Raw genomic sequence first — 22,520 nt, forward strand, 5'->3', positions numbered from 1 at the left:
GCCCTTGAGCAGTGGGACAAGGCTGCTGAATGCTTTGAGCAAGTGGCAGACGACTTGCTGTATACCACCCCATTTTACCCTCTGACAAATCTGGGCTACATTTATTACCAGACCGGCGAATACGAAAAAGCGGAAAAATATTACAACGAGGCCCTGGATCTGGAGTATGACTTTCCCAAGGCGCTACACGGTCTGGGCCAGGTGTATATGGCCACTGGGGATATAAACAAGGCCGTGCGGTATCTGGAGCGGGCAAAAGAAAAGGCGCCAAAGTCGGCCAGGATCTGCATGGATCTGGGCCGACTTTGGCGCCTTTTCTTTTGCCCGCTCCAGATACTGCACGGCCTTGTTTATATCACCAGTGGCCATATACACCTGCCCCAGGCCGTGTAACGCCTTGGGAAAGTCATACTCCAGGTCCAGGGCCTCCTCGTAATATTTTTCAGCCTTTTCGTATTCGCCGGTCTGGTAATATATGTAGCCCAGATTGGTCAGGGGATAAAAGGGGGTGGTATACAGCAAATCGTCTGCCACTTCCTCAAAACATTCGGCAGCCTTGTCCCACTGCTCAAGGGCGATGTAGGCAGCACCAAGATTATTGCGGGCCGCAGAATATTCGGGCCGCAGTTCCAGGGCCTGCTCCAGGTGCGAAACAGCCTTTTCCGGATTCTCCTTTGCCAGATAGGTCAGCCCCAATGCATTGTGAACATGCGGGTCATTGGGATTTAAGTGTTCAGCTTTCAACAACTCCCGCAATGCCCGGGTATAATTGCCGTCTGCCATATAGGCCTCCCCGAGGTTGCGGGCTGCATCCGCCTGCTGTTTCTTGTCCGTGGAAACTCCGGTATGGGAACATGCGCAAAACATGATACTGATAAAAACAATCCCGAGCACCTTCACAAATGCCTTTATTTTTTTTTTCATAGCCTGTCTTTCCTTTGCTCTTTTTCTTGGCAGTGCGGTCAGCGTATCCGGATCACGGAAATATCCTGCTGATCAAAATATGTAAGAAACTCCCGGGCAACCGGGACATCTGAGAGCAGTACCCGTTTTTCCCCGCCCTTGTCCCGGCTGCTTACCAAAACCCCGGGCACCTGAAGGGAAATATTGTGAATACGGGGGCGATTGGCCGTCCAGAAAATGGGGTCATGCATGATTTCCAGATTCAATACATCCCCGAGCTGCTCCAGAATCGTATCCGGTTCAGAGCCGGGCGGTATCTGCAATACCCGAAAACCGGTGTTCTCAATGGCGTAAACGGCATCTCCCTGCAGGTCCCCGTAATCAATCAGCATTTCTGCATTTTCCCCAAGTGACAGCAGGTTGGCCGCTGCCCGGACCTGGAAGCCCGCATAGGGAAAGCAGACCTCAATGTTTTCATGATAAGTGTAGCCGAGCTTTTCCACCAAAACCCGCACCAGCCGGTCCGGGCGCCTGGTCTGCAAGGCCGGTGGTTCAGGGCGGCGGGCATTGGACGGCTCAGTGTCATGGAGAATCCAGCCGGACTTTTCCGGGGTTTCCACCCAATCCCGCACCTTGACAGCCCGGGATTCCAGATAAGCGCATACAGACTCCGGAGTTTTCATTTCCGGATCAGAGAAGATATTTAGATAAATCGTGTCCCGGTCTTCTGACGGCTGGTAAATGAACTGGCCCCGCAATACCGTGCTCAGCCCCTTGTCATCAATTTCCATCCGGTTTTGATAGCCATCGGGGTCCAGCTTTGGTATGAGCTTTTCCAGCAGCCAAGTCAACTTCGGCTGCCTGGGGACAAACAACACCTCCAGGTTCCGCCAGTAAACCTGCAGCACGGCCTGATCGCCGGGGCTGATCCACTGACGCCGGGTCAGCAGAAACTTTCTGCCATCGGATAATTCAAGCACCGGTGTTCTCGAAAGATCCAGAGACAAGTCCCTTTCCCCGGATCTGGGAAAAAAATAACGCCCCTTGTTAAAAATGCGCACATCTAAAATTTCCGCCGCCTTTGCCAGTACGGACAAATCCGCAAACCACTGAACGGAAACCGAAGTCCTGCCGGTTTTGGCATCGTTCTGGCTTTCTTCAATGGTCTCGGCACTGATATTGGCTGCCCGGCCGGGCACGACGGCATTGTCTTTGTCAGAAGGTCCCGGTGCAGCCGAAGGCCGGGCCTGATCCATCACATCAGAAAACCACGGCTCTTTTTTGATTTCCGGATCCGGAAGGCGGATCCGGGCACCGGCCCGCACCTTATCCGGATCCTTAATTTCCGGGTTCATCATCTTAAACAGGCGCATGCCCCGATTGTAACCGTCTGAGCCATACCGGCCGAACCGCTCGGATATGACCCGGGAAATCCAGTCTCCGTATTGAACGGTATAGGGATCGGCAAATTGTTTGAGATTTTCAGACAGGCCGGTGATAGGAATGACCGGGATGGTCACCTGACCGGTTTCCTGGCCTGTCAGGGCACCGGGCTCAAGGATGCGCAGCGGAATCAGAATCTGCTGATCCGGGTATATCAGGTCCATATCCCGGACACGGGGATTGATCCGCTTGAAAATATCGAGAAATTTCGGAAAATCCTTGTGCGCAATATCTCCCCGCTGCTTCAGAAGCCGGATGACAGAATCATCTCTCTGCACCACGTACGGATCACACAGGATCTCTTTGTCCCTGTCCCGTTCCACCACGTAATGTTTCTGGTAAAAAACCGCCAGGCTTCTGCCGGGGCCGGCCAGCAAAATCACCCCGCAGACGAGTACCGGCAGTATGGACAAGGCAGACAAACGATGCGGTTTCATCCGGATCACACCTTTTTCAAATCAAGGCGCATGGCAATATCTTCCGCAATCCTTTGAACAAAACGCGACAGATCCCCTCCGGACAAGGGGAGGCCGGGCCGGGGAACTTTGTCCAGATCGTCAGGACAGACCAACTCCGGCGCATTGACCAGTTCGTCCCTGGGGATGATCCCGTATTCCGCGGGAAAATTGTCGTCAAAATACATTTGCTGGAAATCGGCAAATTTCAGTGCGTGCGCGGTTGAATCCAGTATTGCGGTTTCATCAGGGGCAATTTTGCCGCTCTTTTTGGCCGCCACCAGACCCGCCAGACATTCCCCACCGTGGGTACAGACCACGTGGCCGTTTCGGTTGGCCCGCAGCTGCCAGTCCATGATCTGCTGCTCGGTTACCTCCTCCACAAAAACCTTCTGCCGCCCTGCCCGCCTGTTGTATTCTTCCACCAGGCGGATGACCCGGGGCATGGACACGGGATTTCCGATCATGGCGGCCTGGGCCACGCTGGGTTTGACCTGCACGGGTTCAAAACAGCGCTTTTCCGGATCCGGCTCCAGGTAATATTTGTAAACCGGGTTGGCATGCTCGGACTGCACCCCCACAATCCGCGGCAGATCCTCTATGATGCCCAGATCATGGAACTTGAGAAAACCGCTCATGATCGCCGTAATGTTTCCGGCATTGCCCACCGGCGCCACCACGGCCTTGCCGGCCATGTCATACTCAAACCCCTGGGCAATCTCGTAGGAATAGGATTCCTGGCCCAGGATGCGCCAGGCATTTTTGGAGTTGAGCAGGGCCACGTTGTAATGCTCGGACAAGTGCTCCACGATTTTCATGCAGTCATCAAACACCCCGGGCACTTCAAAAACCATTGCCCCGCTGCCCAGGGGCTGGGAAAGCTGCTGGGGTGTGACGCGCTTGTGGGGCAGCAGAACCGCGGACTTGACATCCGGATGCAGAAACGAGGCATAAAGGGCTGCGGCCGCAGAGGTGTCTCCCGTGGAGGCGCATACGGCCAGCACGTCAGATACATATCCCTGCTGGAGCAGATAGCGAATATAACTCAGGGCACTGGCCATGCCCCGGTCTTTGAAAGAAGCACTCGGATTCTGACCGTCGTTTTTAAAATAAAACCGAATTCCGGCTTTTTTCTGAAGCCGGGCGTTTGCCTCCACCACCGGGGTGTGGCCTTCGCCGAGCCAGACCGCGGCACCCAGGGGCAGCACCGGGCCGATTAACTCATGATACCGGTAAATGCCGTTTAAGGCAGGGATGTTGAGCATCCTGCGGTAGTCAAAAATCCGCCGCCACATGAGGCCGGAAATCTTTTTTAACCGCTCAAAATCGGTATCATAGAGCAAAAGCACATGCCCGCAGTCCGGGCAGGTATACAGCAGATGCCGGATGCCGAACTCCTTTTGGCAGTTGAGGCATCGATATATCAAATCGCCGCCCGGTCCGGGAATCAGGTAAGGCTGAATGTCTTTGGGAAACTGATCGACTCTCAAAGGGTAATTTTTTCCTTGCCGCCCATATACGGCCGCAGGGCCTCGGGGATCACCACGCTGCCGTCGGCCTGTTGATAATTTTCCAGCAATGCAGCCAGTGTTCGCCCCACCGCCAGTCCGGAACCGTTTAGGGTGTGCACCAGCTCGGTGCCCTTGCGCCCCTTGCGCTTAAACCGGATACCCGCCCGGCGGGCCTGAAACGATTCAAAGTTGCTGCAGGACGAAATTTCCCTGTATTTCTGCTGGGCCGGCATCCAGACCTCGATATCATAGGTCTTGGCCGATGCAAAGCCCATGTCTCCGGTGCACAGCAGCACCACCCGGTAGGCAAGCCCCAGGGCCTTTAAAACGGATTCAGCGTCTGAAAGCAGCTTTTCCAGCTCATCATAGGAATTTTCCGGGGCCGCAAACTTGACCAGCTCCACTTTATTAAATTGATGCTGCCGGATCAAGCCCCGGGTGTCTTTTCCGTAAGAGCCGGCCTCGGCCCGGAAACACGGGGTAAAGGCAGTGTAATAAACGGGCAGATCGGTTTCGTCAAGGATTTCGTCCTGATGGATGTTGGTTACAGGCACCTCGGCGGTGGGGATCAGAAAATAATCCCGGCCCTCGAGCTTAAACAAATCCTCTTCAAACTTGGGCAACTGCCCAGTGCAGGTCATGGAATGGCGGTTGACGATAAACGGCGGCAGCACCTCTTTGTAGCCGTGCTCCAGGGTGTGCAGGCTGAGCATAAACGATATCAGGGCCCGCTCCAGCAAAGCCGCATCGCCCATGTAGAGCGGGAACCGAGCCCCGGCAATCTTGGCGGCCCGTTCAAAATCCAGGATTCCCAAGTTTTCACCCACGGTCCAGTGCGGCAGGGGCTCGAAATCAAACTCCGGCGGCCGGCCCATGTGCCGGACCAGGGCGTTGTCATCTTCATCCCGGCCTTCGGGAACACTTTCATGGGGCATGTTGGGAATCCGGATCATAATCTCGTTTATCCGGGATTCGTATTCAGCCAGGGACTGTTCCAGGGTCTTGACCCGGGTGCTAACTTCTTTCATCTGCGCAATGGGATCATCGGCATTCTGGCCCTGCTTTTTCATGGCCGCGATTTCATCGGAAACCACATTTCTGCGATGGCGCAGTTCCTCGAGTTCAGCCAGGATCCGGCGACGTTTTTCATCAGCGCCGGCAAAGGTTTCCAGATCCGCGGTATCGCCCCTTTTGGAAAGGGCATTGCGGACATCATCCAAATTTTGCCGCACATACTTGATTTCCAGCATAAGATCCCTATATTAAATATTTTAGATAATTCTCGGAAATTTCTAATGATGGCAAACTTTAATTAATTACCACGCCCCTGCCAATTCGTCAATGATTATTGCAAATTGCACGCTTTTACGCTATGGTGTTTCAGCGGTTACCAGACTTGGAGAATGGTTATGGAAGATGTCAAAGACAAAAAACTGGCCCTGCGCAGAGAAACCCGTGAGCGGATCACTTCGTTAAACAGCCGGGAACTGGCGCAAAAACAAGCCCGGATCGAAGAGCAACTGCTGGAGTTTGCCAATTTCCAGGAATCTGAGATGGTGCTGTTTTATCTGAGCCGGGGCGTGGAGATTGACCTGTCGCGCATCATTGAGGCATGCCCCCGGCTTGGCAAGGAAGTGGTGCTGCCGCTGTTTGACCACAAAAAACGGACCGGCTGCCGGCTGCTTAAGATCACCGGCATGGAAACAGAGCTCAAAGCCGCATCCGGGAATGAATTTGAACCCGATCCTGACCAGTGCAAGCCGGTTTCCTTTGACAACATCGACATTGCCCTGATTCCGGGCGTCGCCTTTGATGAAAAGGGCGGGCGCCTGGGTGACGGCTCAGGACGGTACGACCGGCTGATTCCCCTTTTGCCCAACACCGCCCGAAAAGTCGGGCTTGCCCTTGAAAGCCAGGTCTATGGGGTGCTGCCCATGGAATCCCACGACAAAGCCGTTGATATTATCATAACTGAAAATCGTATCATCTATAAAATATAGACTTTCATGAAACCTGTTGTCGCCATTGTAGGCCCGCCCAACGCGGGCAAATCCACGCTGTTCAACCGGCTGACCAAAACCCGCAGCGCCCTTGTGGACGATTTTCCCGGCGTGACCCGGGACCGTCATTACGCTGGTGCATCCTGGAACGATGTGAATTTTGACATTGTGGATACCGGGGGCTTTTTTGCCGCAGACAAGGACGCCTTTGCCCAAAAAACCCATGACCAGATTCGCCAGGCCATCGCAGACGCCGACGCTGTAATTCTGCTGTTTGACGGCGCAAGCGGCATTTCCGCATTTGACCGGGACTTGGTGGACCTGGTGCGCGGATTTTCAATCCCTGTTTTTTTCGCCGTCAACAAAATCGATCATCCCGGCCGGGAAGAGCATCTCTACGAGTTTTACGCCCTGGGCGCAGAACCCCTGTATGCCCTGTCCTCGGCCCACGGCCACGGGGTTGCCGGACTGCTCGACGACGTGGCCGCCGCACTGCCGGAAACCAAAGCCGAAGCGGAAACCGAACCGATCCGCATGGCGGTTGTCGGGCGGCCAAACGTGGGGAAATCATCGCTGATCAACCGAATCATGGGAGAAGACCGGGTTATTGTCAGCGAGCAGGCCGGCACCACCCGGGATTCCATTGATACCCTGTGCCGGATCAACGACCGGTCCTACCTGCTCATTGACACCGCCGGGGTCCGCAGAAAATCCAGGGTCAAACAAAAAATTGAAAAGTATGCCATCATCAAGGCCATGGAAAGCCTGGACCGCTGCGACATCGCCCTGATCATGCTCGATGCGGCCGCCGGGATAACCGAACAGGACGTGCGCATTGCCGGATACGCCTTTGAAAAGGGAAAGGCCTGCATTTTTCTGCTCAACAAGTGGGACCTGGTGGAAAAATCCGACCGGGTTTTCAAACAGATCAAGGAAAATATCCGCTATCAGGCCAAGTATTTGAGCTTTGCCCCGATTCTGACCATATCCGCGCTCACCGGCCGGCGGGTGCCCAAGATTTTTGAATTCGCGGATGCGGTATACGGCCAGTACACCCGCCGCATCGGCACCGGGCCGTTAAACCGGATCATCGAGGCGGCCACCACCCGCACCGAGCCTTCCATGCACCATGGCCGCCGCCTGAAATTCTATTACGCCGCCCAAACCGGCACCCGGCCGCCTACATTTGTCTGTTTTGTCAATTACCCGGAAGGCGTGCATTTTTCCTACCAGCGCTACCTGATCAACCAGATCCGGGAAGCGGCCGGTCTGGACATGGTGCCCATCCGGCTGTGGCTGCGAAAACGCGGCGAGCAGCGACCACGCAAGGCCCCGAAAAAGAAAAAATCCGTCAAGACAAGATAAAACAACCAAAAATCCGGACTTATGCCCGCATATGTCCGGCAAGGTGTCTGAATTGGACCTGTTTGATTACCAGTCAGAAAAGTCAAACGCGGCCCACCGCCCCCTGGCCGACCGGATGCGGCCCCTGTATCTCGATGAGTTCATCGGCCAGCAGCATGCCGTGGGGCCGGGCTCGCTGATCCGAAACGCCATTGAAAACGACCGGATCTTTTCCATGATCCTGTGGGGACCGCCGGGTACCGGCAAGACCACCCTGGCCCGGATCATGGCGACCCGGACCCGGTGTCATTTCATCCAGTTTTCCGCCGTGTTAACCGGGGTCAAGGATATCCGGGAGGTCATTGACACGGCCCGGAACCAGAAAAAATACCACAACCGCCGCACCCTGCTGTTTGTCGACGAAATCCACCGGTTTAACAAGTCCCAGCAGGACGCGTTTTTACACCATGTGGAAAGCGGGCTGATCACCCTGATCGGGGCCACAACGGAAAACCCCTCCTTTGAGGTCATCTCCGCGCTGCTGTCGCGTTGCCGGGTCATTGCCCTGGAGCGGCTATCCGATGAGGAAATCAAAACCCTTGTCATGCGCGCCCTCTCCGATACCGAGCGCGGGCTTGGCGACATGGGCCTGACAATCACTGATGAGGCTGCAGGCCACATAGCCGCCATCTCAGACGGAGACGGCCGGGCCGCATTAAATGCAGCCGAAATTGCGGCCATGGACATGGTGGGCGAAGACGGACAGCAAAGCCCTGCGCAGATCGGTCTGGATCACGTGGAAAAGGCCCTGCAGAGAAAGTCCCTGTCCTATGACAAGACCGGGGAAGAACACTATAACCTGATTTCCGCGTTTCACAAAAGCCTGCGGGGAAGTGATCCGGATGCCGGTCTTTACTGGCTGGCCCGGATGATGGCTGCAGGAGAGGACCCCTTCTACATTGCCCGGCGCATGGTGAGGTTTGCCTCAGAAGACATCGGAAACGCAGATCCCCGGGCCCTGGCCGTGAGCATGGATGCCATGGAGGCCTACCGTTTTCTGGGCTCTCCGGAAGGCGATTTGAGCCTGGCCCAGGCCGCCGTGTATCTGGCCACCGCCCCCAAAAGCAACAGCATATATACCGCATGGGGCGAGGCCAAACAAATGGTGGAAAAAACCGGGTCCCTGCCCGTGCCCCACCATATCCGAAACGCCCCCACAAGGCTGATGAAGGATATGGGCTACGGCCGGGGATACCGCTATGCCCACGACTACAAGGACGCTTTTGCCCCGCAGGACCATCTGCCCGACCAGCTCAAAGATTCCCTGGTTTACCATCCCACGGACCGGGGCGATGAAAAGCTGATCAAACAGCGGCTGGATAAATGGCGGGAGATGAAAAAACAGCAACAAAAGCCCTGACAGCCCGCCCGGGCGGCTTTGGATGCTGCAGCCCGAATATCAGCGCCCGGGCCGGTTATTTTTTCAGCCGCAGCCTGGGGGTCTGGATGCCGAATACGGCCAGCTGGATCCAGGCCATGCCCAGGCGCAAAAGCGCCACATCATCGGATTTGATTTTCAACCGCAGATCCTGCTTGACATGAAATCGCTTGAAAAAACTGCTTTCCAGCACAAACCGGCGAAACATATCCACATTATAGGCTGCCATAAACGCCATTTTGCCCTTTTGCCCGTCCGGGCCCTCCCCGCCCCAGGGGTCCTGGGAAAAAAGCCGCATCACCTGGGCCCATTCAATGGTCATTTGGTTGTAAAACGCCGCGTTCTGGTCCGCCTCCCATGATTTGGGGGTATGCGTGCGGCCTTCTTTGATGCCGCAGCAGAAATCCGGCGGACGGAGATAATGTATCAGCTTTGGCACGCCTTCCTTGAAATGCAGGGCCTGCTCCACGGGAAAGGCCCGGCAGGTCTGGGGGCGATCCGCATACACCCGGCATCCGGCATCCGTGAGAAACGGGCAGGTTTTTTCCGCGTTTTCCGCCATGGCCAGCAGCACGTGCGGGAAATGGCTGCCATCGCGCAGCACCACATGGGTATGGGTGTCAATGAACTCATCAGAGGATATGCCCAGGCTGTTTTTCAGCCGGATCACGTCATAGGGATAGAGATACAGGTTGAGGTTTCTGCAGCACTGATTAAAGCACGGCACCCCGGGATGGCAGTCAAGAGTAAATGTTTCATTTTCAGACAGCTGGCGGCCGGGAATTTGATCGGGATCTTGCTCAAAATATCGCATGGATGGGCACCTTGTCGTGGATCAGCATATCCGCCACGGTTTTTTTTGATTTTTCGGAAATTCCGAGTTTCTGTTTCAGGTCCTGTTCCAGCCCGGACATGCGGATGTAAAAGGGGGTCCGATCAAAGCCATGATAGGGCAGATGCCCGCACTGGCTGTCAAAGGCGGCGCATCCGTGGTAAAAAACCATCCTCTGCCGCCCGGGCGGCTCCAGCTCGTGGGGGATTCCGTGGAGCCGGCAGATCATGGGACGAAATCCGTAAAGCACGCACCAACCCTCCCGGTTTAGCGGGCACATCATGCGAAAGGGCGCGTCTGCGACATTGCTTTGGGCACGCCGAAGCGCGTCTGCATATTGGACGGCACTTTTTTGGATATCTGCGCGCATCGGCCCGGAAAGCTGCTCAAAACCCCTTCGCAGAAAAATATATTCCAGGAAGGTATGATGATAAAACCGGGTCAGGCAGCAGTTGTCGGCACATCCGGTGCAGGAAAATCCATACCCGGCAGCAGCCTGATCATACTGCCGGTCCATTTCCGCATAAAGGGATTCAAGCTCTTTGACAACAGGCTCAATGCGCGGGTCTGCAGCCAGGTCTGCTACCGGAATTTGCCGCTCCATATGCATTACACCAGGGGCGTGGGGATAAAAATTTCATTATAAAGCCGCAGCACGTACCGGTCGGTCATGCTGGCGATGTAATCGCAGATGATTCTTTCCACCGGCGTGGATTCAAAATACCGCTCGTCCATTTCCAGACCGGTCATTTTTTCCCTGAGCTGATCCGGGTGATTGAGGAAATAGGCGTAGAGCTCGGATATGAGTTTTTTGGCCTTGATAAACTCGGCATGCACCGGCTCGGAACGATAAACGTTTTCATAGAGAAACTGGCGCAGCTCGCTCATGGCGGAAAACACCTCGTCTGAAAAGGCCAGTTCCAAATGATCTTCAATCACATGGCTGGAAAAGATCAAATCCCGGATCATGGTGGTGGCCCGCTGGGCGTGGGTGCCTCCCAGGGTTTTGACACAGATTTCCGGAATATCATTTTGGCGAACCACCCCGCTTCGCACGGCATCATCGAGATCATGGTTGAGATAGGCGATGATATCGGCAAACCGCACGATCCTGCCCTCAACCGTGGCGGCCATCTTGCCGGGATCCGCCGGGATGATGTCGCCAAACCCCTTGGAGTGCTTGACAATGCCGTCTCTGACTTCACGGGTCAAATTCAGGCCCCGGCCGTTTCGCTCCAGCACCTCCACCACCCGCAGGCTCTGCTCGCTGTGGTTGAAATCCGGGCTGAAAATTTCCTTTAACGCGGTTTCCCCGGAATGGCCGAAAGGCGTGTGCCCCAGGTCATGGCCCAGGGCCACGGCTTCAGCCAAGTCCTCGTTTAGACGCATGGCCCGGCAGATGGTGCGGGCCACCTCTGCCACCTCAAGGGTATGAGTGAGCCGGGTGCGGTAGTGATCGCCCAGGGGGGACAAAAACACCTGCGTCTTATGCTTCAGACGCCTGAATGCATTGCAGAACACGATCCGGTCCCGGTCCTGCTGAAACACGGTTCTCACCGGACATGCCGCCTCGGGCTCCCTGCGCCCCGCAGATTCGGAAGCCTTGACCCCGTAGGGCGAGATAAAGGCGTCCTCCCGCTTTTCAAAATCTTCACGTATGGTCATATTGCCCGGGTCCCACAGCATCACAAGCACCCTGAAGACAACAAAAATGGTTAAACAATCCGGTGAACTGACAAATAGCCTTTATATTTTGCATATTCCGCCGCGATTGTAAAGAGTCAATGCCGGGCCGGTCTTTGGTCACTGAAACAGGTTGCGGTTGGGGCCACTGCCCCGGGCGGGATCGGATGCGAAAAACGCGTCGATTTCCCTGTGGGCCGCATCCATATCTCCGGCCCGGCGCACCCGGGAGGAAAATTGATGACCGTAAACAAAATTGGCGGCAAAATAAACAATCCATTTCCGAAAGCGCCGCAGGGCGTTGACCGGCTCGTAGTATTGCGCCAGCAGATCCAGCATCCGGTGGGCGCATTCGGGATAAGTCTCTTCGTCAGGCACGAAACCCCCGATCCATTGCGCAAAAATCCAAGGCCGCGCCAAACCCATGCGGCCCAGCGCCACCCCGTGGCAGCCGGTTTTGTCAAGCATGGCTCGGCAGTCTTTTTCCGAAAACACCTCTCCGTTGCCAAATACCGGAATGTCCACGGCCTCCTTGACTGCCCGGATATAATCCCATTTCGGCGGTCTGGCGCGCAGATCCGGGGCCACCCGGGGATGAAAGGTCAGCGCGTGTGCGCCTGCATCGGCCAGACGACGGGCCATGTCCACGGCAGGGCCCGGATCATCCTGCCAGCCCGTACGGAATTTTACCATAACCGGGATATCGACCGCCCCGCGCAGAGCAGCCACAATATCAGCGGCCCTGTCCGGCTGCCGCAGCAGGGCCGCGCCCGCGCCCTGCTTGCATATGGCGGCCACGCAACAGCCCATGTTGACATCCACCCCGAAAAACCCCTCGGATTCGATCCGCCGGGCCGCCCGGGCCATTGTATCCGGGTCTGAGCCGAAAATCTGGCAGACCAGGTTTGGCAGTTCAGATGCCCGCCACTGAAATACGGGCGATACCCTGGGATTTTCCTGGGGAAGTGCTTTTGCGCTGCACATCTCGGTAAACATGAGTCCGTATCCCCCGTACCCGGCAGCCAGGTGCCGGAAGGCCACGTGGGTCAGGCCGGCCATGGGCGCCATCAGCAGGCGCGAGTCCACCTGCCGGCCGCCGATATGGATGGATCGGTTCAGATCTGCTGTCAGTTGTGTCATTGATTTCCTGTTTTCATGGTTCGTCCCGGTTTTTTGAAGCAGTATACCACGACCGACCTGAAAACATAAGGGGACAATAAATGATAGAGAGACGGGATGGAAAGGAGATAAAAAGATGCCCGGAGCCAAACCGGCTGATTTAGCCCCGGGCAGTGATTGCAGCCGGCCTACCAGCACCGGCCTCCCCTTTGGTAACCCCGTCCGCCGTAGCCGCGGGTTCCAACAGGTGCATTAATGCCGCGATCCCGGGCCTTTGCCCGGATCTGCTCCCGAATGCTGTTCATTTCCTGCTGCAGCCGCGCGGCCTGCTTCGGGTCCGGATTGCTATTGGCCATCAGCGCATGATACTCGCCGCGCTTGCCTGCAAGTTCATTGCGAAGATCCGCGGTTTCATCAAGAAAAACCTGATGCTGCGGCCCGAAGTTTTGGCTGTTATAACAGGGACCTGCATTTGCTCCGGGTCCGTAGCCCTGATTGTAGCCGCCACGGGCGCCGCCCCAGGGCCCGGCAAATGCCACGCCTGCAATCAGACCGACCACTGCCAGCACTGTGAGTATGGTAGCTGTCTTTTTCATCATTGTCTCTTCCTCCTTCTGGGTTGTGGGGGTTTACATTTTTTTTCACAAATGATCTGTTTGACAACATAGGAGCAACAGGTGTGCCAGTCTTTTAATAAGCACAAAACCATTTGTTTCTTTTGTAAAAACAAAGACAGGCAAATCAAAAAAACATATTGCCATGGATTTTTCACCAATTTCTGTATATATTTTATACAAGCCTGTAAAAAAAATACTCACCAGGGGGCAAACAGGCTTCTTGCAAAGACTTAACGAACCGGTATTTTAAAATATTTTACATATGCCGAACATGGCAATAAATTTGCATACATAAAATATGACCAACAAAAAGCACATAGGCCTCTACTCTTCCCCCTGGATGATTATCAGCGCGGCAGCCATCCTTCTGGTCATCGTAGTGTCTCTGGCCGTGAGCAACCACAACCGCGAAAAACAATACATGTCCCAGATTCTGCTGGAAAAGGGCGCTGCGCTGATCAAATCCTTTGAAGCCGGCACCAGAACCGGCATGCGGGCCATGGGCTGGAATGAAAACCAGGTTCAGTACCTTCTCCGGGAGCTTGCTGATCAGGCCGATGTCCTCTACATTGCAATTACCGATACCAACGGCCGGATCCTTGCCCACAGTGATCCCGAACAGATCAATACCCGGTTTTTCAGCAAAACCGGCGATCAGGAGGTTCCGGACCCGGGAGAATCAGCCAAATGGCGGCTGACTGAAACACAAAACAGAATGCCGGCATTTGAGGTTTACGACTTTTTCAACCCTCTTTCCGGCCGAAATGCAAACCGCCGGCACCTGGGTCACATGCGCCAGTTCGCACCCCGGTCCGGCAGGACTGAACAGGGCCGGTCCTGGCGCATCCCTGACAATTCTGAAGAAAACAAACAGATCATATTTATCGGATTTGACCGCACCCCGTTTATCAAAGCCCGGCAGCAGGACATAAAAATCACCGCCATTATTTCCTCAATACTTTTAATCCTGGGTTTTACAGGCATGGCTATCATGCTCATCGCGCGAAATTACAGGGCCACCCGACAGCGGCTCCAGGATACCAGCGCCATGGCCGATCAGGTGGTGGCCAGCCTTCCGGTGGGCCTGATGGTAACCGACGCCCAAGGCGTAATTGTTTTGCACAACCCGGCAGCCGAATCCATCACCGGCCTGGATGCCAGCTCCGTGCGCGGACAAGCTGCAGCCGAGGTTCTGCCGGACAACCTGGCCCGACTGATCTGCCGGCAGCAAGCAGATGCCCAAATCATGGAGCAGGAACTTGAATGTATGTTTTTGCCGGGGCAAAAGCGGGTTCCGCTGAGTGTGAGCTCTACTGGCATCATCAACGAAGACGGCGCCTTTATCGGCAGCATGGTGATTTTACGGGATCTCACCGAAATCAAGGATCTGCAGCAGACCATCCAACGCAAGGAAAAGCTGGCCGCAGTCGGCGAACTGGCCGCGGGCATCGCCCATGAAATCAGAAATCCCCTGAGTTCGGTCAAAGGCATGGCCACTTATTTCAAAGCCAGGTACGCACAGGACCCGGAAGCACGGGATGCCGCAGCCGTCATGATCCAGGAAACCGACAGGTTAAACCGGGTGATTTCCGAGCTGCTGGAATTTGCCCGCCCCTCGGAAATCAACGCCCGGCCCGCGGACATCAACCCGGTCCTGGACCACTCCCTGCGCCTGGTGCGCCAGGACGCAGCAGAGAAAAACATTGATATCCAGCTTGTCAAAGGCCGGGACCTGCCGGCTGCAGACATTGATTCGGACCGATTTATCCAGTGCCTTCTCAACCTGTATTTAAACGCCATTCAGTCCATGGAAAGCGGCGGCATCCTTAAGGTGACAAGCAGCCGGGGCGCAGAGAAAAACATCATCATCCAGGTTCACGACAACGGCCCGGGCATTGCCCGGGCGGATCTGGCAAAAATATTTGATCCGTATTTCACCACCAAGGCTTCAGGTACCGGACTCGGGCTGGCTATTGTTCATAAAATAGTGGAAAGTCACAACGGGCGCATCACTGTTAAAAGCTCCCCTGAGGAAGGCACGGTTTTTACCATCACCCTGCCGGCTTCGGCCAATGCGGAAACAAAAGAGGCATGACAAATGGAAGACAAAAACCCGGGCGAAATTCTGGTGGTGGATGATGATCCGGGACATCGCACCACCTTAAAGACCATATTGAAAACCTGGGGCTACCGCGTCAGCGAGGCAGACAACGGCCGGGCCGCGGTGGACCACGTCAGACAAAGCCCCTTTGAGCTCGTCCTGATGGATGTCCGCATGGCGGTGATGAGCGGCATTGACGCCCTAAAGGAAATCAAGGCCTACAATCCCGCCATACCCATTGTCATCATGACGGCCTATTCATCGGTTCAATCCGCAGTGGAGGCCATGAAGGCCGGGGCCTATGACTATCTGACCAAGCCCCTGGACTTTGACGAACTGAAGTTAACCATTGAACGGGCCCTTGAGCATACCCGGCTCAAGCACGAAAACCAGAACCTGAAAGCCCGGCTGAAAAACCTTGCAGACAGCCGCCAGATTGTTTCCGCCAGCACGCAGATGAAGTCCCTGCTGGACATGGTGGCTACCATCGCGCCTTCCGAGGCCACGGTTTTGATCACCGGGGCAAGCGGCACCGGCAAGGAACTCATCGCCCGGGCGGTTCACGCCAACAGCAGCCGCAGCAGCGGCCCCATGGTTTCGGTCAATTGCGCGGCCCTGACAGAGTCGCTTCTGGAATCCGAGCTTTTCGGTCACGAAAAAGGCGCATTCACCGGGGCCGACAAGCGCAGGGAGGGACGGTTTGTCCGGGCGCACCAGGGCAGCCTGTTTCTCGACGAGGTCGGGGAAATGTCAATGGCCATGCAGGCCAAGCTGCTGCGGGTACTCCAGGAGGGCGAAATCCAGCGCGTGGGCGGAGAAACCCCGGTTGCCGTGGATGTCCGGATTCTTGCGGCAACAAACAAGGACCTGGGGCAGATGGTGGCAGACGGCCAATTCCGGGAGGATCTGTTTTACCGGTTAAACGTGGTCAACCTCCACATTCCGCCCCTGGCCGAACGCACTGACGACATCGCCGCACTCGCCCAGCATTTCATAAACCAATATGCCGGGCGGAACCGAAAGCCCATCAAGGGCTTTACCCCCAGGGCCATGGATGATCTGCTCAAATACCCGTGGCCCGGAAACGTCCGGGAACTGGAAAACGCGGTGGAACGCGCGGTCATCCTGTCGCCCGGCGAATACATCACGGAAAAAGACCTGCCCTTAAACATTTCACAAAACAGCGGCCGGCCGCACCCGCAGACTTCCGCCCAGGCCGGTGGTGCCGGCGCTGATGAAGGCGGCTCCCTTGGCGAAATGGAACAATCCGCCATTGTCAGCGCCCTGGAACGGGCCGGGGGCAACAAAAGCGAGGCGGCCCGGCTGCTGGGCATCACCCGGAGAACCCTTTACAACAAGCTGGAAAAATACGGCCTCGGGTAAAGCCGGCAGCCGGGCCCTTTGCTTTGAGCCGGCGGCCGGGCCTGTCACGCACCCCTGCCCTGTGCGGCCGCGCTGCGCTCCGGCGCCTGCTTGTCTCCGCCAATGTCTTTTGCAAACAGGGCCATGCCCTTTTTCATGGCGCAGAAATCACCGCACATGGTACAGGTCTCGGCCTTTTCCGGGGCCCGGGAGTCCCTGATCCGCCTTGCCTCCTCCGGAAACATCAAAAGGCTTTCCAGGTCCTGCCACTGCATGTCCCGCCTGGCCAAAGCCGCCATTTTCTCGGTCTCCCGCTGCTCCGGATATTTGGAAATATCCCCTACCCGGGCCGCCAGACGCGTGGCGCGCACCCCCTGACGGACATCTTCTGCATTGGGCAGGGCCAGGTGCTCTGCAGGGGTGATGTAGCAGATCAGATCCGCCCCGTAGCGCGCAGAGCTGGCCGCACCAATTGCGGCGGTGATGTGATCCAGGCCCGCGCCGGTATCCGCGGGAATCGGACCGAGCACATAATAGGGGGCATTGCCTGACATCCGCTTTTCAAGCATGATATTGCCCTGGATCTCATCCATGGGCACATGGCCCGGCCCTTCCACCATCATCTGGCAGCCTGCGTCCCGGCCGATCTCGGCAAGCTCGCAGTTGACCACCATCTCGGCCACCTGGGCCCGGTCGTGGCTGTCATGGATAGCCCCGGCCCGGATGCCGTTTCCAAGGGAGAGCACGGCGTCATATTTTTTCACGATCCCGCATACCCGGTCAAATTGCTCGTATAAGGGATTTTCCCTGCCGGTTTTCTCCATCCAGGCCACCATGAACGTGCCCCCCTTGGAGGCCAGGCCGCCATAGCGGAATTTCTGCCTGCGCAGCCGCTCGATGGTGTAGCGGTTGACCCCGCAGTGGATGGCCATGAAACTCAGGCCGTCTGAAAGCTGTTTTTCAATGAGGTCAAACAGGTACTCGGGATCCATACGCGTGGGATCACCGGTTTTGCGGATGCTATCGTGAAAAGCCTGGTACAGGGGCACGTTTCCAACCGGCAGGCTCGTGCTGTCGATTACCGCCCGGCGCACGGCGTGGAGATCGCCTGCAGCAGACAGCTCCATGAGGGTGTCTGCGCCTTCTGCTTCGGCAACCCGGGCTTTTTTCACCTCCAGGGCGATATCACAGATATCCGAGGATGTGCCGATGGAAGCATTGACCTTGGTACGAAGACCAGTGCCGATGCCCACCACCTTCTGGCCGGGCCGGGCGGGATTGTTGGGAATCACGATCCGGCCGGCTGCCACCTGACGAACAATCTGGTCCACGGCCATGTTTTCGTCTTCGGCCACCCGCTGCATCAGGGCGGTGACCCGGTTTTGCCTGGCCAGTTCAAGCTGGGTTTCCATGTTTTTCTCCTTTTTTGAACAATTTCAAGTGTTAAGGAAGCCCTGCGATCAAAGTCTATTTTTTTGTTCCTGACCGTAACCCCGGCCAAATAAAAAAAGGGCTCCGACCGGAGGTTTTCCTCCCGTCGGAACCCTTTGCCATCGGATTCCGATATCGCCTGTTGCAGACACGTCTTCTGGCTTGCCGGATATCACCCGTCTTTCTGGCCTTCCCGCAGGGGATTTAAGCCTGCAGTGGCCGTATCATTGATGCTCAAAGACGGTATTTCCGGTTACAGCGCCGGGTGCGCCGCGGATTTGCACCGCGTTCCGTTTGCCTGAACCGCAACATTTGCTGCTTCTGATTTTCGAACCACTTTTAACCCTTTTTGCCGCAGGTGTCAAGCCCCGGCATTTTGGCAGCACGGCCGGAACAAACCCTTCAAATGTTCTGAATGCGCTGACAATTTAATCTTTAAATTTTTTTTCAATTTAAAATATTTTTTTGCTTGACAAAAAGACAAATTTATAAATACAGATCATGATAAAAGTACGCAAAAAACTCTCTTATATAAAATCAAAGCGCTTTTAAAATAAATAAAAAGCACAAGTATATATACTTTGACTTGCATCCGTAAACCCCAAAAACCGTATCAGGATCCAGCCCTGCCCGGAAAATACAGGGCATGCACAATACAGTCAACAGCAAGGTATGCATACCCGGAGTACACCTCTGCCAGGACAGCTTGTTTGCCGGAAAATATAATGTTTGTACTTTGAAAGATGCCTTTTTTGCTATACGAACCGGATGAATTCGATCTTCTTTAATACCAAAGAATCGGACACAAGCGGGGAGGCAATGTCACATATATCTGAGAGGCAGAATACCGGTTTAAGTGCGCTAATCACTATCGCGCGCCTTCACCGGGTGGCTGCTGACCCGGCGCAGCTTCAGCACCAGTTCGGCCGCATGCACGGCGTCTTTAATGAAAAAGACATCATCAGGGCGGCCCGTCATATCCAGTTAACAGCGCGAAGCTTTACCGCGGACTGGGACAAACTGCAAAAAATCGCGCTTCCCGCCATAATCAAGTCCTGTGACAACGAGTTTCTCCTTCTTGCCAAAATCAATGAGGAAAAGGCCCTTGTCCACCACACCGGCGAACCCGGCCCGAAGCTTATGCCAAAAGCGGAATTTCTTTCTGTCTGGTCCGAACGCGTCATCCTGGTGACAAAGCGCTCGTTTCTGCCTGCAAAAAACAGCAGGTTCGATATAAGCTGGTTCATACCGGCCATTTTGAAATACAAGCACCTGCTCCGGGACGTGATCATCGCCTCTTTTTTCATTCAGGTTTTTGCCCTGATCACGCCCATGTTCTTCCAGGTCATGATTGATAAGGTACTGGTGCACAAAGGCCTGACTACCTTGGATGTTCTTGCCTTCGGCCTGATCGTGATCTCGATTTTCGACGTGCTGTTAAACGGTTTGAGAAATTATGTTTTCACACATACCACCAACCGGGTGGACGTAACCCTGGGGTCCCAGCTCTTCGATCATCTCGTTCATCTGCCCATTGCTTATTTCATGACCCGGCAAGTAGGAAACACCGTGGCCCGGGTGCGGGAAATGGACACCATACGCAATTTCATCACCAGTTCTGCCCTGACACTGGTCATTGACCTGTTTTTCACCATCGTGTTTTTCGTGGTGATGTACTTCTACAGTCCCACCCTGACGTGGATCGTCATGGGCTCCATTCCTTTTTACATTGCCCTGTCGGTCTACATCACCCCCATACTCCGGCGCAGGCTTGATGAAAAATTCAAGCGGGGCGCCGAGAATCAGGCTTTTCTGACCGAATCGATCCACGGTATTGAAACGGTAAAAGCCATGGCCGTGGAACCGCAAATGCAACGCCGCTGGGAAGACAATCTCGCAGCTTATGTGGCGGCATCTTTTAAGGCCAACAACCTGGGAAACATCGCCAGCCAGGCCGCCCAGTTCATCAACAAGATCGTCACCGTTTTGATTCTCTGGGTGGGCGCCTCCCTGGTCATGACCAACAAGCTGAGCATCGGCCAGCTTATTGCCTTTAACATGATTGCCGGCCGGATCAGCGGTCCCATTTTAAAAATCGTGCAGCTCTGGCAGGATTTCCAGCAGGCCGGCATTTCCATTCAGCGCCTCGGCGACATACTCAACACCCCCACTGAACCCGGCCACAATCCCAACCGCACCACACTGCCAAAAATCAAAGGTGACATCCGGTTTGACAATATCTCCTTCCGTTACGGCCCGGACCAGCCTTACGTGCTGAACCGGCTCTGCCTTGATGTAAAGGCGGGGGAGGTCATTGGTATTGTCGGCCGGTCCGGATCCGGCAAAAGCACACTGACAAAGCTTATCCAGCGGCTGTATGTACCCGAGGCAGGCCGGGTGATGGTCGACGGCATTGATCTTGCCCAGATGGAGCCTGCCTGGCTGAGACGCCAAATCGGGGTGGTCCTGCAGGAAAGCCGCCTGTTTGACGGATCGGTCAGAGAAAACATTGCCTTTGTGGATCCCGGCCTGCCAATGGATGATGTGGTCAAAGCCGCCAAGGTGGCCGGAGCCCACGAATTCATTGTTGAACTGTCGGAAGGCTACGACACCCGGGTGGGTGAGCAGGGCTCATCTCTTTCCGGCGGCCAGAAACAGCGTATTGCCATCGCCAGGGCCCTGATAACCAATCCCCGTATTCTGATTTTTGATGAAGCCACCAGCGCCCTGGACTACGAGTCCGAGCGTTTTATCCAGGAGAGCATGGGCACCATCTGCGCCGGGCGTACGGTTTTTATTATCGCCCACCGCCTGACCACGGTCCGGCAGGCAGACCGGATTATCGTTGTGAAACAGGGCCGGATCATTGAAACCGGCGATCATGATCAACTCATGGCCGGACAGGGATATTACGCCCGGCTGCACGATCTGCAAAACTCCGTGCCCGCCCTGCGGCCGGACAAAGAAAACAACCCGGCAAAAAAGCACGGCGGCTCCGGCCGGCACTTTAACGCACAAGCTTCTGACAGGGGGTATTGACATGATCGGCCGGCTCAAACCTGCCAAAAACAAAAAAGACGTGCTTTCTTCCAGGGATATCCACGAGTTTCTGCCGGCCGCCCTGGAGGTGGAGAAAACGCCTGCGTCGCCGGTTGGGCGGCTCATCCTGTATGCCATTGTTCTTCTGTTTATCATTGCAATGCTGTGGGCATTTTTCGGAAAGATTGACATTGTCGCCATTGCCGGTGGCAAGGTCCTGCCAAGCGAACGGGTAAAAGTGATACAGCCTGTTGAAGCAGCCAGGATATCGGCGATTCATGTCAGGGATGGCCAACGGGTCACTGCCGGAGATCCCCTGGTCACCCTGGATACCACCATAACCAAAGCCGACGTCCGCAGCCTGACCCGTCAATGGCTTGATGCCAGGGCCCGGGTCCTGCGGCTTGAACAACTGGAAAACTGGCTCCGCGAGGAATCCGCCCCCACGCCTGTCATCAAAACCGACAATTCCTCATTAAGTCAACGGGTCGCCAGGCAAAACGTCCTGTTGCAGCAGGAAGTGGCCGAATACCAGGCGAATCTTGATTCAATTCAAAAGGAATATGCAAGGCTTCAAGCGCAATGGAATACGGCAGAAGCTGAAATCAACAGGGTCCGCAGCATCTTGAACGTGCTCGATGAGCGGGTCAATGCCCTTGATGTCCTGCAGCAGAAAAAAATGGGACCGCGAATGGATTTTCTGGAACTCAAGCAGACCCAGATAGAAATCAGGGAGACCATATCCATTGAAAAATCCAGGCAGCAGGAGCTGGAAGCTGCCATGCAGACAAACCGCACAAACCAAAACGCCCTGAGACATGAGTATTACAAAGATGTTCTAACCAAACTTGAGGAAGCGGAAACCCGGGAATCGACGCTGCGGGAAGAAAAAATCAAGGCCGAGCAGCGAAACCGCCAGTACAATCTTTGCGCCCCCCTGGACGGCACCGTGGAACAACTTGCCGTTCACACCGTCGGCGGGGTGGTCACCCCGGCCCAGGAGCTCATGCTGGTGGTACCCGAAAGCAGCGAAATGGAAGTTGAGGCAATGATTTTGAACAAGGATATCGGGTTTGTACAGGAAGGACAATCCGCCGAAGTCAAGGTGAACACCTTTAATTTCACAAAATACGGTGTTGTGGATGCAGAGCTTGCGGATATATCCGATGACGCCATCCAGGATGAAAACCTCGGGCTGATTTACAAGGCAAGGCTCAAACTCCTGGAAAAAGGCCTGACCGT

Annotated in this window: 17 protein-coding genes, 1 pseudogene and 1 riboswitch; of the genes and pseudogenes, 8 read left to right on the forward strand and 10 right to left on the reverse strand. The window is 55.4% G+C overall.

The genetic code is table 11. The annotated features are described in order from the left end of the window. Positions 1-393: tetratricopeptide repeat protein (locus R6U41_RS03260; RefSeq protein WP_410268400.1), on the forward strand; the 393-nt coding region annotated here is incomplete at its 5' end. Here the strand turns inward: R6U41_RS03260 and R6U41_RS03265 are convergent. From R6U41_RS03265 to serS, 4 genes and pseudogenes are all read right to left on the reverse strand, one after another. Further along, positions 298-924 (reverse strand): annotated as a pseudogene (locus tag R6U41_RS03265) (tetratricopeptide repeat protein); the annotation flags it as partial. The gene R6U41_RS03260 and the pseudogene R6U41_RS03265 sit on opposite strands and share 96 nt — an antisense overlap. 38 nt (positions 925-962) lie before the next feature. Beyond that, positions 963-2,783, reverse strand: coding sequence for a hypothetical protein (locus R6U41_RS03270; protein ID WP_410268401.1), 1,821 nt, complete (start codon positions 2,781-2,783; stop codon positions 963-965). A gap of 5 nt (positions 2,784-2,788) precedes the next feature. Next, complete coding sequence (gene thrC, locus R6U41_RS03275) at positions 2,789-4,291, reverse strand: threonine synthase (RefSeq protein ID WP_410268402.1); 1,503 nt, start codon at positions 4,289-4,291, stop codon at positions 2,789-2,791. After that, the gene (gene serS, locus R6U41_RS03280; RefSeq protein ID WP_410268403.1) at positions 4,288-5,562 is read right to left on the reverse strand and encodes a serine--tRNA ligase; all 1,275 of its coding nucleotides are present in this window, start codon (positions 5,560-5,562) and stop codon (positions 4,288-4,290) included. The genes thrC and serS overlap by 4 nt, the downstream gene beginning before the upstream one ends. Positions 5,563-5,721: 159 nt before the next feature. Between serS and R6U41_RS03285 the strand changes: the two genes are divergently transcribed. The 3 genes from R6U41_RS03285 to R6U41_RS03295 are packed head-to-tail and all read left to right on the forward strand — an operon-like array spanning position 5,722 to position 9,076. Next, positions 5,722-6,312, forward strand: a complete 591-nt coding sequence (locus tag R6U41_RS03285; RefSeq protein WP_410268404.1) for a 5-formyltetrahydrofolate cyclo-ligase — start codon at positions 5,722-5,724, stop codon at positions 6,310-6,312. Positions 6,313-6,318: 6 nt separating this feature from the next. Beyond that, positions 6,319-7,677, forward strand: a complete 1,359-nt coding sequence (der, locus tag R6U41_RS03290) for a ribosome biogenesis GTPase Der (RefSeq protein WP_410268405.1) — start codon at positions 6,319-6,321, stop codon at positions 7,675-7,677. A gap of 31 nt (positions 7,678-7,708) precedes the next feature. Further along, a complete protein-coding gene (locus R6U41_RS03295; RefSeq protein WP_410268406.1) occupies positions 7,709-9,076 on the forward strand; it encodes a replication-associated recombination protein A in 1,368 nt (455 codons plus the stop codon). Between the two features lie 55 nt (positions 9,077-9,131). Here the strand turns inward: R6U41_RS03295 and R6U41_RS03300 are convergent, their stop codons facing one another. The 5 genes from R6U41_RS03300 to R6U41_RS03320 form a co-directional block, all read right to left on the reverse strand. After that, positions 9,132-9,908, reverse strand: a complete 777-nt coding sequence (locus R6U41_RS03300) for a YkgJ family cysteine cluster protein (protein ID WP_410268407.1) — start codon at positions 9,906-9,908, stop codon at positions 9,132-9,134. Beyond that, positions 9,895-10,530, reverse strand: a complete 636-nt coding sequence (locus tag R6U41_RS03305; protein ID WP_410268408.1) for a hypothetical protein — start codon at positions 10,528-10,530, stop codon at positions 9,895-9,897. The genes R6U41_RS03300 and R6U41_RS03305 overlap by 14 nt, the downstream gene beginning before the upstream one ends. A gap of 5 nt (positions 10,531-10,535) precedes the next feature. Further along, complete coding sequence (locus R6U41_RS03310) at positions 10,536-11,591, reverse strand: deoxyguanosinetriphosphate triphosphohydrolase (protein WP_410268409.1); 1,056 nt, start codon at positions 11,589-11,591, stop codon at positions 10,536-10,538. Positions 11,592-11,729: 138 nt separating this feature from the next. After that, entirely contained in the window at positions 11,730-12,749 is a 1,020-nt protein-coding gene (locus R6U41_RS03315; protein WP_410268410.1) for a tRNA dihydrouridine synthase, read from the reverse strand. A gap of 167 nt (positions 12,750-12,916) precedes the next feature. Continuing rightward, the gene (locus R6U41_RS03320; RefSeq protein WP_410268411.1) at positions 12,917-13,327 is read right to left on the reverse strand and encodes a periplasmic heavy metal sensor; all 411 of its coding nucleotides are present in this window, start codon (positions 13,325-13,327) and stop codon (positions 12,917-12,919) included. A gap of 316 nt (positions 13,328-13,643) precedes the next feature. Between R6U41_RS03320 and R6U41_RS03325 the strand changes: the two genes are divergently transcribed. Both R6U41_RS03325 and R6U41_RS03330 read left to right on the forward strand, forming a co-directional pair. After that, a complete protein-coding gene (locus R6U41_RS03325) occupies positions 13,644-15,440 on the forward strand; it encodes an ATP-binding protein (protein WP_410268412.1) in 1,797 nt (598 codons plus the stop codon). A 3-nt stretch (positions 15,441-15,443) separates the two neighbouring features. Further along, complete coding sequence (locus R6U41_RS03330) at positions 15,444-16,829, forward strand: sigma-54-dependent transcriptional regulator (protein ID WP_410268413.1); 1,386 nt, start codon at positions 15,444-15,446, stop codon at positions 16,827-16,829. A 44-nt stretch (positions 16,830-16,873) separates the two neighbouring features. On the opposite strand, the gene thiC is transcribed toward R6U41_RS03330, so the two are convergent. After that, a complete protein-coding gene (thiC, locus tag R6U41_RS03335) occupies positions 16,874-18,220 on the reverse strand; it encodes a phosphomethylpyrimidine synthase ThiC (protein WP_410268414.1) in 1,347 nt (448 codons plus the stop codon). 148 nt (positions 18,221-18,368) lie between these two features. After that, positions 18,369-18,570: riboswitch (cobalamin riboswitch) on the reverse strand. A 488-nt stretch (positions 18,571-19,058) separates the two neighbouring features. Here thiC and R6U41_RS03340 point away from each other — a divergent pair. Together R6U41_RS03340 and R6U41_RS03345 are read left to right on the forward strand one after the other, a co-directional pair. Continuing rightward, a complete protein-coding gene (locus R6U41_RS03340; RefSeq protein WP_410268415.1) occupies positions 19,059-21,278 on the forward strand; it encodes a type I secretion system permease/ATPase in 2,220 nt (739 codons plus the stop codon). 1 nt (position 21,279) lies between these two features. Further along, positions 21,280-22,520 (forward strand): HlyD family type I secretion periplasmic adaptor subunit (locus tag R6U41_RS03345; protein WP_410268416.1); only part of this gene is annotated, 1,241 nt, incomplete at its 3' end.

The organism is Desulfosalsimonas sp. (assembly GCF_046483245.1).
Classification (GTDB): domain Bacteria; phylum Desulfobacterota; class Desulfobacteria; order Desulfobacterales; family Desulfosalsimonadaceae; genus Desulfosalsimonas.

Coding starts and splice junctions, on each gene's coding strand:
- R6U41_RS03270 (WP_410268401.1), bottom strand. CDS start 2,783: ATGAAACCGCATCGTTTGTCTGCCTTGTCCATACTGCCGGTACTCGTC.
- serS (WP_410268403.1), bottom strand. CDS start 5,562: ATGCTGGAAATCAAGTATGTGCGGCAAAATTTGGATGATGTCCGCAAT.
- R6U41_RS03285 (WP_410268404.1), top strand. CDS start 5,722: ATGGAAGATGTCAAAGACAAAAAACTGGCCCTGCGCAGAGAAACCCGT.
- der (WP_410268405.1), top strand. CDS start 6,319: ATGAAACCTGTTGTCGCCATTGTAGGCCCGCCCAACGCGGGCAAATCC.
- R6U41_RS03295 (WP_410268406.1), top strand. CDS start 7,709: ATGTCCGGCAAGGTGTCTGAATTGGACCTGTTTGATTACCAGTCAGAA.
- R6U41_RS03300 (WP_410268407.1), bottom strand. CDS start 9,908: ATGCGATATTTTGAGCAAGATCCCGATCAAATTCCCGGCCGCCAGCTG.
- R6U41_RS03305 (WP_410268408.1), bottom strand. CDS start 10,530: ATGGAGCGGCAAATTCCGGTAGCAGACCTGGCTGCAGACCCGCGCATT.
- R6U41_RS03310 (WP_410268409.1), bottom strand. CDS start 11,591: ATGACCATACGTGAAGATTTTGAAAAGCGGGAGGACGCCTTTATCTCG.
- R6U41_RS03315 (WP_410268410.1), bottom strand. CDS start 12,749: ATGACACAACTGACAGCAGATCTGAACCGATCCATCCATATCGGCGGC.
- R6U41_RS03320 (WP_410268411.1), bottom strand. CDS start 13,327: ATGATGAAAAAGACAGCTACCATACTCACAGTGCTGGCAGTGGTCGGT.
- R6U41_RS03325 (WP_410268412.1), top strand. CDS start 13,644: ATGACCAACAAAAAGCACATAGGCCTCTACTCTTCCCCCTGGATGATT.
- R6U41_RS03330 (WP_410268413.1), top strand. CDS start 15,444: ATGGAAGACAAAAACCCGGGCGAAATTCTGGTGGTGGATGATGATCCG.
- thiC (WP_410268414.1), bottom strand. CDS start 18,220: ATGGAAACCCAGCTTGAACTGGCCAGGCAAAACCGGGTCACCGCCCTG.
- R6U41_RS03340 (WP_410268415.1), top strand. CDS start 19,059: ATGTCACATATATCTGAGAGGCAGAATACCGGTTTAAGTGCGCTAATC.